Below are 16726 nucleotides of genomic sequence, written 5' to 3'. Positions count from 1 at the left end.
ATGATCACTTTTAAACATTAGTAATCACTCACTTATCAGGTTTTAACTTATTATTCGCATCGCAGTGCTTACCCATCACTTAAGATAATCTCTGTCTAGGCGATACAGATATATCAAATAATATTCCAGAGAACAAAATGTTAACCGCATCAATTCAGAAAAACGCGCTATTGATGAGTAGTTTAGCAGGTATTTCCATTGCGATATCTTCAGTGATAAGCGCCATAACTGATTTTGCAGCATGGGAATGGGTGACACTGACCGCCATTATCAGTGTATTAGCAAGCTCTTTGGTAATAAACATACTTAGTGTCAAACCCCTGAAAAGCGCACTGCTTTTTATCATCGCGAAGTTAACAGATAAACAAACCGATGCCCAGGTTACCCCCTCTCGTTTAACATTCGTTGCCAGCGACGAGTTTAAAAAAGCGCTACAAAACATCGAACAATTCTACGCATCTAACCCCAATTTGGTTAAACACGGAAGTAAAGTAGCCATTGCCGCAGCTGAGGTGGCCGCCGCATCTCAAAAAATGCACGCCAAAGTACATGAAGAGGTGGTACTAGCAGAAGCTATCAGCGACTCCTCTTCAAAAATTTCAGCGATGGTCCAACAAACATTAAACGCTACCGGGCTAGCAAGCAATACCGCAACTCATACCCTCGACGCTAGTCAAGATGGCATGGCATCATTAGATAGCGCTATTGCACAGATGCAAGATATCATTACCCAAGCGAAACACACGACGCAATATGTCACCACACTGGCTGAAAAATCTGGGCAAATTCAACAAATCACTGCCGTAATAAGCGGTATTGCAGAACAAACTAATTTGTTGGCACTAAACGCAGCCATTGAAGCCGCGCGAGCTGGCGAACAAGGTCGTGGGTTTGCCGTGGTGGCAGATGAGGTAAGAAATCTTGCTCATAAAACCAGCGTGGCAACTGAAGAAATTGGCACGATGATTGTCGAAATTGGTACTAGCGTCACAAAAGCTGAAAGTAACATGACCGATTTGACCAACGCCATCGTCTCAGGTGCGCAGCGCACTAAAGACGTCGGTGATAAACTTGGAATGATAAATAACGCCATCGGTGATATTCAAAGCCAAGTCAATGACATCAACCAAGGCACAGTCCACAGTAGCGCCCTACTTGAAGAAATTGTTTTATCTATCGAAGGCATTAACGCCCATGCTCAAAATACCGAAAGTGAAGTGTCTTGCGTTAATTCTGAGGCCGACAAACTATCTGCCATGGCAGAAAGTATACTTGCCGAAGCGCTGAAATTTGATGAAAGTAGCATCCACGCAACTATGTATTACACCGCTCGTGATGCTGCGTGCAAGATAGGTGAGCTTTTTGAGAAAAGCATCGCTACTCAGGCCATCGCTGAAAAAGACGTATTCGACAAACAGTATAAGGTCATCGATGGCACCAACCCGCCAAAATATAATACGCGTTACGATGGATTTACCGACCGTGAATTCTCGAAGATCCAAGAGCCAATATTGGCCAACAACTCGGCCATTTTATATGCCGGAGCGGTCGATACAAACGGCTACTTTCCAACTCACAATAAAAAGTTCAGTCATCCGCATACTGGAAACTATGAAAGGGATCTTATCAATAGTCGCAGCAAGCGTATTTTTAACGACCCAACGGGCAGCAGGTGCGGTGCACATACCGAACCGTTTCTGCTGCAAACATACAAGCGTGACACCGGAGAAGTCATGCATGACTTATCAGTGCCTATTTACATAAATGGGAAACACTGGGGTGGCTTTCGGATGGGTTACAAAGCGAGCTGAACACAAGGCGTTAGCATCAATAGCTTTCTTTGCGCCTCCCTTTTTTTGGCCGCTTTGTGCGCAATCATCTCAATACACATTTGTACCTCCCTAGTGGAAAATATCAAACCATCTGTTTCCAATATCTTATTGTATTAAGCGAGTATCCTGTTTACTCTAGTGGCCTAAAAAATATTCCGCTTTGGTACCTAATTATGCCCCTACTTAAACGTGCTGCTTTCGCTCTGTGTGTGGTCTTTTCAACAAATTTTGTAAGTGCTCAAGAAGCACTTCCCTTAGACCCTCTTACAGCTGAAACCTCCCATTACTTGCAAATGCTCGCAGGTGAGCAAGGAATAGGTGTACGTAAAGCAGGGCTTGAATCAGAAGTGAAGGCGGCAGATTATATTCAAGAAACCTTCGCCGGCTTTGGACTAGACGTTACGCGGCAATCTTTTGATTATATTAATCGCAGAACGAAAGAGGCGCAAAGCTCGCAAAACATTATCGCGTATAAACCGGGTACATCAGGCAAGAGCGTTATATTAGGTGCGCATTATGACTCAACTAGCGAACAGCTTGGCAGTTTAGGTGCGGTGGATAATGCCGCAAGTGTTGCTGTGATGATGTCGATAGCGAAAATGGTGTCCCAGCTCGAGCAGCAAGAATACGGTGTGACCTTTATTGCTTTTGGCGCAGAAGAAGTGGGTCTAGTGGGTGCGTATGAGTTTGTAGAGCAAGCATCAGACCAAGACATTGCAAACTACCTTGGCATGATAAACCTCGACGGTATTGTAGGAAGCGATAAACTATATATCCACAGCGCCCATAGCACGCCTTATACCTGCCAAGATGATACTTCTAATTATGCGTTTGACCCAAGCCTTCGTGAGCAGCTTTATAAAATTGCCACTGACTTAACGCCCACCGACACCTTTGAAATTCATCCTGGCTTTGAAGGTTACCCTAAAGGTGAAACCGGCGGTTGGTCTGATCATGCCCCATTTGCCTGTGCCGGTATCCCAATCGGAAACTTCGAATCCACCAACTTTGAAATCAATGGTCAATCAGGCCGAGATGGATATTCGCAATCTGTACATCCTGCCCTTTGGACCTGCTTTGACCCTGAAACCATGGGTGCATGCGATCGCGAAAAAGAAGAAAAGTGGGGTAAAATTTGGCACACGGGTAATGACCGATTAGACGTGCTATCAGAGCTGTTTCCGGGCCGTATACCCAGTCAACTCAGTCTAAATTTGATTGTGTTGCGAGACTTTTTTACACACATCGACAAGCACGTCGCACAAATGCAAGAAAAGTAGTGCTACACCGTTATTCAATGACAAATGAGGCCCTTTGGCTATGTTGAACAAGTTTTTATTACTTATCTTCAAAGGCCTGATCACCATTTTGCCCTTGGCATTGACCGTATATCTTCTGTACTGGCTAACCACCAGTATTGAAAGTACGCTATCGCCCTACTTTTCTTCAAGCTTTTATTTTCCGGGATTAGGTATTGTCACTACCCTTTTAGCCTTGGCTGGGATTGGCATAGTAGTCAATGCCTATATCGTGCGCTCAATTTTGGAATATAGCGACCGATTTATGGAGCGCTTGCCGCTTGTCAAAACGCTCTATGGTGCCATTCAAGATGCCGTGCACCTGTTTAAAGCGAGTAAGGAAAAAGAAGTTCGCAAGCCAGTTACGGTAGAGGTCTCGCCAGATGTGCACGTGGTGGGTTTTGTTACCAATGTAGAAGTCGCGTCGAAATTGTTCCCAGAACAAGAAAAAGTCCCCGTGTATCTTCCCCTAAGTTACCAAATAGGGGGTTACACGCTATATGTACCAAAAGATAAAATAACCGAACTGGATATCGACGTAGAGACCGCCATGCGCATTGCAGTGACTGGCGGCAGCTCTATTCAGAGCTCAAACACAACGAGTAAGCCTAGCTAGCCCACTTTTTTACATGCTAGGGCTGCTTTGAACCACCCAAACAGTTTGGAGAATCTGGAACCGCTCCGTGCTTATTTACCCATTCATCTTGTGTGTAGGTATGAAGCGCAAGCGCATGTACCGGGCCTGCCAGTTCATCTGCCAGTAGCTGATTAATCTTACGGTGTCGTTGCAATAACCTTAAGCCATCAAATTGTTCGGTGACCAAGGTCACTTTAAAGTGCGTCTCAGAATTTTCAGGGACTGAGTGCATATGACTTTCATTTTCTACCAAAAGGTAAGATGGAGATAGGTCTTGTAGTTTGGTTTCAATCGCCTTTTGAACAAGCATGCTTTGCCTCTTTAGCTAATATGATGGATGTACAAAACGAAAGGTAAAGTTTAGTCGTGCTTTATCAATGCGCTTCGTTTTATTTATTCCGTGCTGCCAATAGTCTTGTGTTTCTCCTCGCATAATGAGCAAGGAGCCGTGATTCAAGTCAACGCTCACTTTTTCTTTCGTCTGTTTATGTTTGAAATCAAAGCGGCGCGTTTGCCCAAAACTGACCGATGCAATAACCGGGTGGCGACCAAGTTCGGGTTCATCATCTGCGTGCAGCCCCATTGAATCGCTTCCGTTACGATACAAATTGGCCAATACAGAATTAAAGGATGTACTGCAAGTCTGCTCGCAATACGACTTCAATTTTGCTAGCTGAGGCTCCCAAGGTAAGGGTTCCATTTTTAGGCCTGAATAGGTATAGCCCGCCTCAGCATCACCATACCACGCCTGCAATCTAGGCACTTTCATCGTTTTCCCAAACAAACGTATACTTGGCTGCTCCCATGCAAGCGCTCGGTGAAAATGCATGAAAAGCTTATCTGCCGTTGCTGGCTTTATCCAATTTTCAATCAGATATACTTGCGCATTGGGCATTGGTAATTGCTCAAAATCGCTAGTAAATAACGCTTTTTGCCCTCCAGACAAGTACATCCCTCAAAAGCAGTGATACAATAGCCAAAGTATACCATTTATATGTGCTTATCTTGAATACCAATACCCAATTCATTGTCAATGACCAAAGCATTGAACTCGTGCGCTTTCCAAAGCAACATCCTAAGTCTTCTTTACAAGCATGGGATGCGGCTGATGAATACATTCTCAATCATATTGAGGCTTTAGGGCTAGACGCACCCCTATCGATGGCCATCATCAATGACGACTTTGGCGCACTCACTTGCGCCTTGGCACAATACAACCCAACGGTTTTTTCTGATTCATATATGGCGCACTGCGGCATAAGAGAAAACTTATCTCGCAACAAACTGCCTTCAATTTCAACCTATTCAGCGCAGGATATCGCAGGGCAGGATACGTGTTTTGATGTGGTGATCATTAAGGTGCCACGCACCCTCGCGTTATTAGAGCAGCAGTTAATTGACCTACAAAACTGCATAGGTCCTAATACGATAGTTATCGGCGGCGCCAAGGTGAAAATGGTCACATCAAACGCCATCGCCTTGTTTAGCAAATACATAGGTGAGACCAAAACATCCTTAGCCGTCAAAAAAGCGCGATTAATCTTCGCTACCGCTGCATCAAGCGACAACGAAGCCCCTGTTTATCAATCGCCCTACCCAACGCTGGTAACCGATCCAAACGTTGCGTTTACCTTATACAATCATGCAAACGTGTTTTGCCGAGAGCAACTAGACATAGGCGCACGCTTTCTTCTAAAGCATCTACCCAATACCAGCGGGCACTGCATTGATTTAGGATGCGGGAATGGTGTACTAGGCATATCGCTTTTACAGCAAAACGAGCAAGCGACTGTGACCTTTGTTGACGAGTCGTTCATGGCCATTGAATCGGCCAAACTAACCTTACAAAATGCATTAGGCGAAGAAGCTAAACAGCGAGCTGAATTTACGTTGAGTCATTGCTTAGAGCAACTCATTGATGCCAATGCATCAAAAGCAGATTTAATTTTATGCAATCCGCCCTTTCATCAACAAAACGTTGTGATGGACGATATCGCTTGGCAAATGTTCACCGACGCAAAAAAAATGCTGAAACCAGGTGGCGAGCTTAGAATTGTCGCAAACCGTCACCTAGACTATCCTGAAAAACTAAAACGCTTGTTTGGTGGCTGCAAAGTCGTCGCAAACAACCCAAAATTCATCATTTTGAGCGTGTTCCAAAACCAGTAGTGAATGCATACAATCTATAGATGCCTGCAAATTCGCGCAACATGTCGTTATTGTCAAAGCTGCCAATAGGCTCAATCATTTTGTTTATTAAGCTTGGTATCTCGCAGAACAAAAAACGCAGCCCAAAATAGTGCGTGACCAACGTACAGCGCAACAATTCTTAATGGCTCTGACGCTAAAGAAAGCTCTAATCTGAGCACCAGTGCATATGTTGCTATAGTAACTAATATCAGCACCAAAATTCGTGGTGCGGTAAATAGCGCTTTGAATTGATTCATTGTTCTTCCTAATATCCTTATTTAGATTAACGGTTGCGGCTACGATGTTTGCGGCCTCATAATTTAAGCTCATTTGTAGTGCGCACACTTACAGTGGATAAACATGGGATATGCGAACTACAACGTAAGTAGTTTAGCATGATATCCAAAGCATAATTACTGTCCTTTAGTATCAAAAATTCGAGCATTTTATGCCGCCCAAAGGGTTTTCAAATCATCATACCGACAAGCGCTAAAATTTTTCCTTGACTCTATACTGTGTATTACCTAGCATACACTACTATGTGATACATAGTATGCACTGCATAGTATAAATACGCACAATAAAATAATGCGCAGGAATCAAAAATGGACGAAAAACGACTCAACAAGTTGAGATTAGAGTTACGCCGAGGAGTATTGATACTCGCGGTGCTTGGGGCAAGCAAAACGCCGCAATATGGTTACTCATTGCGCAAACACCTTATCGACTCAGGCATCGATATCGACGAAGGCACGCTTTACCCATTGATCAGACGTTTGGCCGAACAGGGTCTGCTTGATAGTGAATGGAAGCACGCAGAGGGCAGAGAAAGAAGATATTACCAACTCTCTGAAGTAGGCAGCCAAGTGCTAGAGCAGCTTAGTGCAGACTGGCGAAATATGAACAGCAGTTTACATACAATTTTATGAATGGTGGAACAACGATATGGATATGATAAATAGATACTTAAAAGCCGTTGAACGCGAATTACCAGAAGATAAAAAAGTCGACATTATTCGCGAACTGCGAGCCAATCTACTCGATGAGATTGAGGCCAAAACCTCTGGCAATCCATCTCAAGCAGATAATAAAACGGTTGCCAAAATCTTAATTGAAAACGGCCACCCACAGACCACCGCTTTACAATATGCACCACTGTCGCCATTGGTTGCCAGTGACGATATGCCACTTTACAAAAGAGTTATTTCACATTCTGCGATGGTGCTTTTTTTGTTTTCTCTGTTAATGGGTAGCACCCATTTAGTGGAGCAACAAAGCATCAACGTTTTTAGCTTTTTGTATCAAATTGTGGGTAATTTCGTCAGCCTGGCCGCACCTTTGCTTATTGCGGTGACATGGGCCTTTTACTATTTAGGCAAGCATGGTCAACTCAGTCAGTGGCAAAGTAAAAAATGGTCGCCCTATGAACTACCAGCTGAAGACGTTGAAATGAACAGCCGTTCAGACTCAATATCAGAAGTCATTACCAACGTCTTTGGCCTATTGATAATGTGGACGCCGCTGTGGATGGCACCTGAGGTCGCCAACAAGCTCATCTTAGGTTTTTCCAGTGATATGGAGCATTGGCGCATTATTTTGACCGTGGTAGCTGCAATTTCCCTAGCGGGTGCCGTATACCGTCTATTTTTTAGATATTGGACAAAGCTCACGCTAGGCGCTTATATTTTGGAATACTTTGTGTACATAGCAGGCATGCTTTATCTCTCCACGCAGCCACAACTGATTGTCATTACGAATTCACAAGCCAGTGATTTGACGCCTATACTGGCATCGATATTGGATTATGCATGGTATATCGGAGCCATTATTCTTACACTCTTAGTAATCAAGTATATAAAGCAATGGAGACGGCTTTAAGTTGGAGTATTTAATTGGAAGCGTTGCCACAGGAGCGGCGCACCACCAACTCAGGCTGCATTAGGATGTCTTTGACCTCTTCATTATGAATGAGCTTGAGAAGGTTGGTGACTAAAAGCTGACCTGCTAGCATCGTGTTTTGTTGGACTGTTGTTATCCCAGGAGTCGAAAAACCGCTCGCTGGAATATTGTCATACCCGACAACAGCGATGTCTTGAGGCACCTTCAATCCGCGATCGTTAATCGCTCGTATTGCTCCAATTGCCATTAGGTCGGACGCGCATACAATAGCATCAAGCTGCTTATCGCCATCGAACTTATCTAGCAACGAGACTGTACTTTTATAGCCATCCGCTTCTGTAGAAATAGCATCCACTTGAGCGAGCATTCCTTCCTCTAGTCCCATCTCATGCAACGCGCTCAAACACCCGTCATACCTTGCTTTTAACTCTGGTGCGCCAGCATTAATTTCACCAATAAAAGCAAAGCGTTTGTGACCGAGCGATATCAAATGCTTCGCTATCATACTTCCACCTTCATGGTTGTTAGAACCAATAGAAATATTAGGATGATTTTTGTCAGGCGCTCCCCATCTTAAAAAGTGGGTTTCTTGCTCCTCTAACTGAGCAAGCTTGTGCTCATAATCGGTATAGTTTCCGTAACCTAAGAGGATTAAACCGTCGGCTTTGTTGCTATCTTCGTAAACAGCATGCCAATCGTCACTTAAATTTTGAAAGGAAATTAATAGATCATAGCCGGCTTTGGCGGTGGCTTTGGTAATACTGCCAAGCATGCTGATAAAAAACGGGTTGATGGAGCTATCGTCAGGCGTTGGGTCTTCAAAAAGCAATAATGCGAGGGTTTTACTTTTTTGCTTACGCAAGTTACTGGCGTTTTTATCTACTTTATAGTTAAGGTCTGCCGCAATTTGCTTGATTTTCGCCCGCGTCTCGGGGTTAACCAAAGGACTATCTGATAACGCACGCGACACGGTAGATTGAGAAACACCTGCCGCATACGCAATATCAAACGAAGTCGCTTTACTTTTCATGAATCACATTTAGTTACCTAGATGTTTCATGTATACACAGTAGTGCCTCGTGATTCAAGCACTACCTTTTGCGTTTTAGACACGACTACCAAAAAAACTCCCGAAGGGCTGTAAGTTTAGCAATCCATTATTTTGATTGGCACCCGCTAGCTTATGGCCTAATTGCGGGACATAAGACGATAGCGAAGGTAGTTGCACTTGTTGCGTTTGCCCACTTAAATTAAAGCATACCAACATTTCAACACCTTGATATTTTCGCATAAATGCCAAAATCGGCTCTTGGGTATCTATAAATTCAATGTCCCCATAAAGCAACTCAGGGTGCTGCTTTCTCCACAGCGTGAAGTTTCTGTAACTGTTAAGCACCGAGTCATCACAATCAACCTGCGTGCTCACAGCAAGCTTCTTATGACAATCGAGCATGGGTAGCCAAGGCTTGCTGGTGCTAAAGCCGGAATATTCCTTATCGTGCTCCCACGGGTGAGGCGTTCTGCACCCGTCACGTCCTTTAAATTGCGGCCAAAATGCAATGCCATATGGGTCTTGGATATCTTCATAAGCAATATCTCCCTCTGGCAAACCAAGCTCTTCACCTTGATAGCTACATACACTACCGCGCAAAGAAGCAATCATAGCAAACAGCATTTTCGCAAAATCTGGCGAGCTTTCGTGATTGCCGGCCCTTCCCCATCGACTTACCACTCTTTGCACATCATGATTACTGATGGACCAGCATGGCCATCCATCAGAAACTCGAGATTCTAAGGAGGTCACTACCTCTTTGATGTAAGCGGCGGTAAAGTTATCGTTAAGCAAATCGAAGCTGTATCCCATGTGCAGGCGCTTATTGCCTTGGGTATATTCCGCCATTGTTTTGAGTGAATCTTCTGACGAAATCTCGCCCAATGCGACCGTTCCTGGATATTGGTCGAGCAATGCACGAATAGACTCAATAAAGGCAAGGTTTTCATCTTGGGTGTTATTAAAATAGTGATATTGATAAGCGTAAGGGTTTTTCTCATCAAACCCAATGCTTTGACGAAGCGCTTTTGGCTTTGCAGGGTTGTCGCGAAGCTGAGCATCGTGAAAGCAAAAGTTGATAGCATCTAATCGAAAGCCGTCCACACCGCGCTTTAACCAAAACTCTACATTATCTAATACGGCTTGGCGCACACTAGGATTGTGAAAGTTAAGATCAGGCTGACTACTTAAAAAGTTATGCAGGTAATACTGCTGACGTCGCGGCTCCCAAGTCCAAGCCATGCCGCCAAAAATCGACAACCAGTTGTTAGGCGGTGTCCCGTCTTCTTTTGCGTCTGCCCATACATACCAATCGGCTTTATCATTAACTTGGTCTTCGCGACTTTCGATAAACCATTGATGTTGGTCTGATGTGTGGCTTAACACTTGATCAATCATGATCTTAATATTAAGACTGTGTGCTTTTTCAATTAACCTGTCGAAATCCTCTAGGTTTCCAAAAATCGGGTCGATGTCGCGATAGTCGCTAATATCATAGCCGAAGTCTTTCATCGGTGATTTAAAAAATGGTGAAATCCAAATAGCGTCGACGCCTAGACTCGATATATAGTCTAGCTTGTCGATGATGCCAGGCAAGTCGCCGATACCATCATTATTGCTATCGTTAAAGCTTCGGGGATAGATTTGATATATCACAGCCCCACGCCACCACATTTGTTCACTCATTTTTTTACCTTTAGTGTCTCATCAACAAACCCGTGCATAGCGCGCTTGTTGCATATATTGTAATTTTGATATTTAGGCGAATTAATGCGCCTGCATGGATTCTGACTTTGGAAAATTCTTCGCGCAGCGGGTCAGAAAATCTCCTATATTCTGTTCTAAATAGTGGTCACCTGTATTCGGTTGATTTGGCGCTATATCTGGAAAAACACCGTAACCTGCAAAAATGGCATTCCACGAATTCACGTCAAAATGATGATGTAAATTCAAGCGCTCAATTTCACTCGCCATATCTTGCTTCTGATACCAAACGCTCATCACGCTTTTGAGGTGATTGGACATAACGTCGTTATTGCGGTTATCCCGCCAATATTGCGTATCATCACGAGTGTTTAACTTATAGTGAGCCACAATATAATCGCGCACTCGCTCAAACCTAAAATGCATAGCCTCATTAAAAGCCCTTTGGTGTGCGTTGGTAAACTGCCCTTTTTCAAAGCGATCGATAAAGGCTTCGCAGGTGATTTGCACTAAATGTAGGGCCGTTGCCTCTAGCGGCTCAATGAATCCTTGAGATAAGCCAACCGCTAAACAATTTTTCACCCAATGCTGTGACATTTGACCAACCCGCATTTTCAGATGTCGAGTTTCAGTGGCAGGATCTAACCCTAAATGCTCAAGCAATTCCTGCGACGCCTTTTCAGGCGTGATGTATTTACTACTATAGACATAGCCATTGCCGGTTCTATTTTGTAAAGGAATACGCCACGCCCAACCGCAACTCAGTGCGGTCGACAGGGTTTCAAGCGGCAGCGTTTCGAGTTTGTCAGTGGCCACGACAACCGCCGAGTCGTTAAATAAATTCTCAGAAAATGATTCAAAAGGCGTGTTGAGTGTCTTACCGATTAATAGCGAGGCAAAGCCGGTACAATCGACAAATAAATCCCCCTCTACTTTTTGATTGTTTTCTAATACCAATGCGCCAATATCACCGTTAGATGCAGTCTCTACTTCAACAATCTTGCCTTGAATATGTTTTACACCGCGCTTGGTCCCCATGTCACACAACATACTGCCCATCAAATAAGCATCAAAGTGATAGCCATATTCGACTTTAAACGGAAAGTTATCAGGCGCGATTGGGAGTCGATGTTGCGCTGCCAACACGCCATTTAAGTAAAAATCGGCGGGAGTGACATGAGTATCCAAACCGTAGCGACGCGTTCGACAATTGACGTTAAATGCTTTGTAGGTAAACGTATCGACTTGACTGGTAAATGGATGGCTATAGCTTTCTATATTTGATGCAGGGCTCCACCCAGCAAATTTAATATTCACTTTATAGGTGGCATTACAGCGCGGCATCCATTCACTTTCAGGTACATCAATGATTTCAAAAAAGCGTTTAAGACTGGGCGTTGAGCCTTCCCCTACGCCAATGATGCCAATGACAGGGCTCTCAACTAAGCATATCTCTATTGGCGGGCGAGCAGGGTCATCGCTTTGACTTCCAAGCCATTTTTTTGCAAATAAATTTGCCGCCATCCAACCTGCAGTACCCCCACCGGCAATGACAATGCGCATAGGGCGTTCTTTAGAGTACTGAGGTTTAGTTTGTGCTGAATTCATCAAGGTGCCGTCGCGATGATGTTACTTAAAAATTGATCGTGCGAGGGCAGCTTGCTTAATGGCTCTTGCTTAAGTTGTTGCATTTGTTTGAGCATCTCAAAGAGTCTTTGCTCATCGATATTGTTCGCCAATGGGTGATAGTCTTTCGGCTCAATGCCTTGCCCAAGCATGACTTGTAGCCATGAACTTTCCAAAAACAGATCGTTTTGCTCTCTAAACAACTTACCTGTTTCGGCAAACAACTCCATTTTATGTTTCAGCGAGGAAGGAATATCCATATTACGCAGGTCACGCCAAAAACCAGAATCTTCGCGCTCATTTAAGTGGTAGTGCAAAATAATAAAGTCTCTGATTTGCTCATACTCAATGCGTGATTGCTCATTGTATTCAGCGACATTGACTTTACTCACCCCTTGGTGAGGAAACAGCTGAATCAAACGCGTTATGGCCGATTGAATCAGGTGGATGCTGGTAGATTCAAGAGGCTCTAAAAAGCCACTGGCTAAACCCACGCTAACCACATTTTTATGCCATTGTTGACGGCGTCTGCCTGTTCTAAATTGAATATGGTTGGGCTCACCCACCGCTTTTGTATCTAACTGACTTAAAATAAGGTCTTCAGCTTCTTGCTTAGAATAATGTGCGCTGCTATAGACTAAACCGTTGCCGTTTCGGTGCTGCAATGGAATACGCCATTGCCAACCTGCCTTGTGCGCGATAGAACGTGTATAAGGGACGGTATTCTCATGACGCTCAGAGGGCACGGCCACAGCTCTGTCACAAGGTAGCCAGTGCGTCCAGTCCTCATAGCCTGTGTTAAGTGCTTGCTGAATTAATAAGCCACGAAAGCCCGAGCAATCTATAAAGAAGTCACCTGTAATTTCCTTACCATTGTCGAGCCGAAACCCTGTGATAAAGCCAGTAGTGGTGTCTTGATGTACTTTATCGACTTTACCTTCCGTGCGGGTAACGCCCATTTTTTCACTAAAACCACGCAGAAACTTCGCGTACAGCGACGCATCAAAATGATAGGCATAGGGCATATCCAAGACGGCGTCTTTTGCATTAATTTGTGCAAATTTGCCGGCTTCACAGCATAAATAGTTTAAGTCGTAGTCCCATAGGCTATTGTTTAACCCAAGGGTTTTTGCGCGTTTCCAAAAATGATGAAAATGACAAAACGCCATAGAGCGACCAGGCACCCCAAATGTATGGTAGTAGGATTCACCTTGGACGCGCCAGTTCTCAAATTTAATCGCCAGCTTAATGGTTGCCTTGGTCTCTTTTAAGAATTCGGCTTCGTTGATACCCAACACCTGGTTCACCAAGCGTATAGGGGGAATGGTCGCTTCTCCTACGCCTACAGTACCGATGGCTTCAGATTCAACCAGCTCTACCTCAATAGCGCCGCCCATCACTTTTTTGAGCAAAGCAGCCGATAACCATCCAGCGGTTCCGCCACCTAACACAACGATTTTTTTTATGGCTTTGTCCATATCATTCTTCAATAAAGATTATTGTAATGTCAGTCTTATCACAAAAAAGCCTACGGTGTCGTCGAACTTTACCGCAGGCTTTGAGTTTCTTACTGGCTATATCACTACCTTAGAACTGGTAGTTAAAGCCTAGTAAGAAGTTACGACCAAAGGTCTGATACTGAAGAATTTGACGTGGGTCACTGTCGTTCGCCTGAACCGTCTCTTCATCAGTGAGGTTTTGCGCTTGTAGCGTAATACGCAGTCCATCTAGCGCTTCAATGCCCGACTCGCTAAAGTCGTAACCGATTTGGGCATCGACTAATGTAGAGCCTTGGTCAATGGTTTCGACCAATGCCAAGCTTAAGCCGCGCACTTCAGTTGAGAATTCATCACGCTTACGAGCTGATACACGCGCTTCAAAACCAGCTTTTTCATAAAAGGCCGTAAACTGATAAGACTCATCTGACAAGCCTGGGACGCGCGTAATATTGCCTTGCGTATCTTCAAACTCACCGTCTAAGAAGGTTGCACTAGCAAATACACCAAAACCCTCTAATGCGTCAGAAAGTATCGAAAACGGTAAGCTTGCTTGAAGCTCATAACCACGCACAAAGCCTTCTAACCCATCTTCATTTTGCGACACTAAACCTAAGAAAGTCGCAGGTGCTGCGCCCGTCGTAGATTGATGCAACGATGGAATATATACCGCAGAGAAGTCTTGAACATTCGACTGCGTTCTGTGCCAGTTCACAATATCTTTGTAGAAGAAAGACAAAGAGAAGTAACCGCTATCTGCAAAATAGTTTTCATAAGCAAGATCAAACTGGTTTGCTTCATATGGCTGCAAGGCTGGGTTACCTGAACTACCCGACCATGCGCTTCTTTCTGGATCCGCTGAGTTGATTTGCTGGTCGTTGAATGCAAATGACGCTTGATTGTTCGGGCGCATATCATCCATACGAGGACGCGAAATAGTCTTTGACATGGCCAATCTAACAAACTGATTTTCGACTACTTCAAGCGCTAAGTTCATGCTTGGTAATAAATCAGTGTAGTCATCACCACCGGTGACAGGCGTAGCGACTGTGCGACCATTTACGTCACTTACCGTGCTAAATCCAGTTGATTGTTGGTCGGCAGAAACAGCTTGTAAGCCAAAGTTACCGCGCAAGAACATGTCGCCTACTTCGGTATCTATGTCAGCTCTAACCCACAATGTGGTTAGCTCTTCTTCAACGGTATAGGTGTCGCCTAAACGGTCGTTTTGGACTAAGCCAGCATCCGTTGCGATGTAGTATCCGCTGTTGTATAAACCTAAGCTGTCGTAAGCTAAAACGCCTTCAATACCAATAAAGCTTAAGTCGGCTACACCTAATACATTTGGAATAGGGTCAGAGCCAGGATAAGCCGGAGCAGTAAGATAAGCGCCATTATTAACTTTTGATTTTGAACGATCTGAGTAAGCAACTCCTGCCTCAACGCCAACAATCATACCGTATTCAACATCGCCATTGACTTGTAAACGGAAGCTATCTAAATCTTCTTCAAATTCAGGTTGGTTAACAAAGCCGTCTTGAGCATCGCTACCAATGATTGGAGCACCCCAAGCCTGAGGACCCGCCAAACGAATAAGGCTCTCATCGGTCAAATCAACGCCTGGAAGGGTTGGGTGAGCGCTATACATAACGCCGGTATCTGTCATTGTGAATGAACGCGGAGTAAGTGGGCGTCCATCAACACCTGCACGGCCAACCCCAGAATAACTTTCAATATCGGTGATGGTCTTATCAACAGAGCCAGTTGATATATCAGCCATTGCTCTCCAAGTATCATTAATTTCATATTCGACGTTAAGACCAAAAGTCGAAAGCTCAGCCTCTTGTCTTGATGCGTCATTGCGCACCACTGAATGGAAGCCATCGATAAAGCCAGAAGTAACAAGACCATTTTCAACGCCAGTGATAGTAGGGTCTTGACCACCCCAGACTGCACCGCCTTCTTCTAGACCGCGTTTAACGTTGTCTTCTTGGAAGTCGATGTATAGGGCATCAAACTTAATCATCAAGTCATCTGTAGGTGCATATTGAATAACGGCGGCGACTGAATCACGCTCTAATAAACCTGAACGCACAAATGAATCATGTCCACCGGTAACTACCGTTCCTTCTGGCACTACTACTGAATCTTCAGCTCGGCGAGGGCTATTGGTATCAACGGTCGCGTAACCCCAGCTACGGAAATGCTCTTCTTGGCTAGGAGATTCCATAGATGCGATAGTTACAGCAACACCTAGGGTGTCATCAGCAAAGGAATCAACAAAGTTTAAAGAAAAACGGTGGCCTTGGTCATCAAAATCTGGGTTACCTGATTCCATGCCGTTTTTTTCTAATGAACCGTTAAATACAATAGTGCGGTCTTTTCCAAGCGGGTTGATGGTTTGTAAATCAACTGTACCACCAATGCCTTGATTCAAAAGGCCAGCTTCTGGTGACTTGTATACTAATACGTTAGCGACAATTTCTGATGGATATAAATCGTATTCAACACCACGGTTGTCACCCATACCAAGCAACTCACGACCATTTAAACTTGTCGCTACATAGTTTTCGTTAAAACCACGTACCGATAAGCCACTGCTGCGACCATTTCGGCGTTCACCGGCAAGACCAGGTAAGCGCGCTAATGATTCAGCAATACTGGTATCAGGAAGTTTACCGATGTCTTCAGCAGATAGCGCTTCAACAAACGACGTGTTATCCATTTTGATCGCTTGCGCACGAATCAAGCTGCCACGAATACCTGAGACTTGAATAATCTCAAGCTCTACCTGATCTTCGTCTTCAGCCGCAGGCGCGCCTTGTGCTAAAGCTGCTGCAGAAAAAGCAAAACCACTGCTGATAAGCGCTAGCTTTATGAGGTTGGGTGTGAATTGTTTCATTGAGTGTCCTTTGTGTATGCCGCAAAGCATTTAGTTGCCCGACTTATTTAAACAGAAGATCCTGCATATATAATTAGGGCTTATATTTACA

At 44.3% G+C, this 16726-nt stretch carries 14 protein-coding genes; 6 read left to right on the top strand and 8 right to left on the bottom strand.

Annotation, left to right across the window (positions count from 1 at the left end; all coding sequences use genetic code 11):
- The first annotated feature begins 137 nt into the window (after nucleotides 1–137).
- The 3 genes from KJ365_RS05590 to KJ365_RS05580 all read left to right on the top strand — a co-directional run bounded on the left by KJ365_RS05590 (nucleotide 138) and on the right by KJ365_RS05580 (nucleotide 3746).
- Nucleotides 138–1811, top strand: coding sequence for a methyl-accepting chemotaxis protein (locus tag KJ365_RS05590; protein WP_214450646.1), 1674 nt, complete (start codon nucleotides 138–140; stop codon nucleotides 1809–1811).
- A gap of 194 nt (nucleotides 1812–2005) precedes the next feature.
- Nucleotides 2006–3112, top strand: a complete 1107-nt coding sequence (locus KJ365_RS05585) for a M28 family metallopeptidase (RefSeq protein ID WP_214450645.1) — start codon at nucleotides 2006–2008, stop codon at nucleotides 3110–3112.
- A gap of 40 nt (nucleotides 3113–3152) precedes the next feature.
- Entirely contained in the window at nucleotides 3153–3746 is a 594-nt protein-coding gene (locus KJ365_RS05580; protein WP_214450644.1) for a DUF502 domain-containing protein, read from the top strand.
- Between the two features lie 16 nt (nucleotides 3747–3762).
- On the opposite strand, the gene KJ365_RS05575 is transcribed toward KJ365_RS05580, so the two are convergent.
- A complete protein-coding gene (locus tag KJ365_RS05575) occupies nucleotides 3763–4077 on the bottom strand; it encodes a BolA family protein (protein WP_214450643.1) in 315 nt (104 codons plus the stop codon).
- Between the two features lie 15 nt (nucleotides 4078–4092).
- Nucleotides 4093–4713 carry an alpha-ketoglutarate-dependent dioxygenase AlkB family protein gene (locus tag KJ365_RS05570; protein ID WP_250884046.1) on the bottom strand — a complete coding sequence of 207 codons (621 nt, stop codon included), beginning with the start codon at nucleotides 4711–4713 and terminating at the stop codon, nucleotides 4093–4095.
- Nucleotides 4714–4772: 59 nt separating this feature from the next.
- On the opposite strand from KJ365_RS05570, the gene KJ365_RS05565 reads away from it, so the two are divergent.
- Entirely contained in the window at nucleotides 4773–5936 is a 1164-nt protein-coding gene (locus KJ365_RS05565) for a methyltransferase (protein WP_214450642.1), read from the top strand.
- Between the two features lie 71 nt (nucleotides 5937–6007).
- On the opposite strand, the gene KJ365_RS05560 is transcribed toward KJ365_RS05565, so the two are convergent.
- Nucleotides 6008–6214, bottom strand: coding sequence for a hypothetical protein (locus KJ365_RS05560; RefSeq protein WP_214450641.1), 207 nt, complete (start codon nucleotides 6212–6214; stop codon nucleotides 6008–6010).
- Between the two features lie 348 nt (nucleotides 6215–6562).
- On the opposite strand from KJ365_RS05560, the gene KJ365_RS05555 reads away from it, so the two are divergent.
- Together KJ365_RS05555 and KJ365_RS05550 are read left to right on the top strand one after the other, a co-directional pair.
- Nucleotides 6563–6886 (top strand): PadR family transcriptional regulator, encoded by a 324-nt coding sequence (locus tag KJ365_RS05555; protein ID WP_214450640.1) that lies wholly within the window; start codon nucleotides 6563–6565, stop codon nucleotides 6884–6886.
- Nucleotides 6887–6902: 16 nt separating this feature from the next.
- Entirely contained in the window at nucleotides 6903–7835 is a 933-nt protein-coding gene (locus tag KJ365_RS05550; protein ID WP_214450639.1) for a hypothetical protein, read from the top strand.
- 10 nt (nucleotides 7836–7845) lie between these two features.
- On the opposite strand, the gene KJ365_RS05545 is transcribed toward KJ365_RS05550, so the two are convergent.
- The 5 genes from KJ365_RS05545 to KJ365_RS05525 all read right to left on the bottom strand — a co-directional run bounded on the left by KJ365_RS05545 (nucleotide 7846) and on the right by KJ365_RS05525 (nucleotide 16635).
- The gene (locus KJ365_RS05545) at nucleotides 7846–8886 is read right to left on the bottom strand and encodes a LacI family DNA-binding transcriptional regulator (protein ID WP_214450638.1); all 1041 of its coding nucleotides are present in this window, start codon (nucleotides 8884–8886) and stop codon (nucleotides 7846–7848) included.
- Between the two features lie 75 nt (nucleotides 8887–8961).
- Nucleotides 8962–10593: an alpha-glucosidase family protein gene (locus tag KJ365_RS05540; RefSeq protein WP_214450637.1), complete on the bottom strand. Its 1632-nt coding sequence runs from the start codon at nucleotides 10591–10593 to the stop codon at nucleotides 8962–8964.
- An 81-nt stretch (nucleotides 10594–10674) separates the two neighbouring features.
- Nucleotides 10675–12219 (bottom strand): tryptophan halogenase family protein, encoded by a 1545-nt coding sequence (locus tag KJ365_RS05535; protein WP_214450636.1) that lies wholly within the window; start codon nucleotides 12217–12219, stop codon nucleotides 10675–10677.
- Nucleotides 12219–13715: a tryptophan halogenase family protein gene (locus KJ365_RS05530; protein ID WP_214450635.1), complete on the bottom strand. Its 1497-nt coding sequence runs from the start codon at nucleotides 13713–13715 to the stop codon at nucleotides 12219–12221. Before KJ365_RS05530 ends, KJ365_RS05535 begins: the two co-directional genes overlap by 1 nt.
- A 109-nt stretch (nucleotides 13716–13824) precedes the next feature.
- Nucleotides 13825–16635, bottom strand: a complete 2811-nt coding sequence (locus KJ365_RS05525; RefSeq protein WP_214450634.1) for a TonB-dependent receptor — start codon at nucleotides 16633–16635, stop codon at nucleotides 13825–13827.
- Nucleotides 16636–16726 lie beyond the last annotated feature (91 nt).

This window comes from Glaciecola sp. XM2, assembly GCF_018595715.1.
Classification (GTDB): domain Bacteria; phylum Pseudomonadota; class Gammaproteobacteria; order Enterobacterales; family Alteromonadaceae; genus Glaciecola.
The sequence above is the reverse complement of the archived record's forward strand: the minus strand, read 5'-3'. Positions and strand labels throughout refer to the sequence as shown.

Coding starts and splice junctions, on each gene's coding strand:
- KJ365_RS05535 (WP_214450636.1), bottom strand. CDS start 12,219: ATGAATTCAGCACAAACTAAACCTCAGTACTCTAAAGAACGCCCTATG.
- KJ365_RS05545 (WP_214450638.1), bottom strand. CDS start 8,886: ATGAAAAGTAAAGCGACTTCGTTTGATATTGCGTATGCGGCAGGTGTT.
- KJ365_RS05560 (WP_214450641.1), bottom strand. CDS start 6,214: ATGAATCAATTCAAAGCGCTATTTACCGCACCACGAATTTTGGTGCTG.
- KJ365_RS05585 (WP_214450645.1), top strand. CDS start 2,006: ATGCCCCTACTTAAACGTGCTGCTTTCGCTCTGTGTGTGGTCTTTTCA.
- KJ365_RS05525 (WP_214450634.1), bottom strand. CDS start 16,635: ATGAAACAATTCACACCCAACCTCATAAAGCTAGCGCTTATCAGCAGT.
- KJ365_RS05540 (WP_214450637.1), bottom strand. CDS start 10,593: ATGAGTGAACAAATGTGGTGGCGTGGGGCTGTGATATATCAAATCTAT.
- KJ365_RS05580 (WP_214450644.1), top strand. CDS start 3,153: ATGTTGAACAAGTTTTTATTACTTATCTTCAAAGGCCTGATCACCATT.
- KJ365_RS05575 (WP_214450643.1), bottom strand. CDS start 4,077: ATGCTTGTTCAAAAGGCGATTGAAACCAAACTACAAGACCTATCTCCA.
- KJ365_RS05550 (WP_214450639.1), top strand. CDS start 6,903: ATGGATATGATAAATAGATACTTAAAAGCCGTTGAACGCGAATTACCA.
- KJ365_RS05530 (WP_214450635.1), bottom strand. CDS start 13,715: ATGGACAAAGCCATAAAAAAAATCGTTGTGTTAGGTGGCGGAACCGCT.
- KJ365_RS05555 (WP_214450640.1), top strand. CDS start 6,563: ATGGACGAAAAACGACTCAACAAGTTGAGATTAGAGTTACGCCGAGGA.
- KJ365_RS05590 (WP_214450646.1), top strand. CDS start 138: ATGTTAACCGCATCAATTCAGAAAAACGCGCTATTGATGAGTAGTTTA.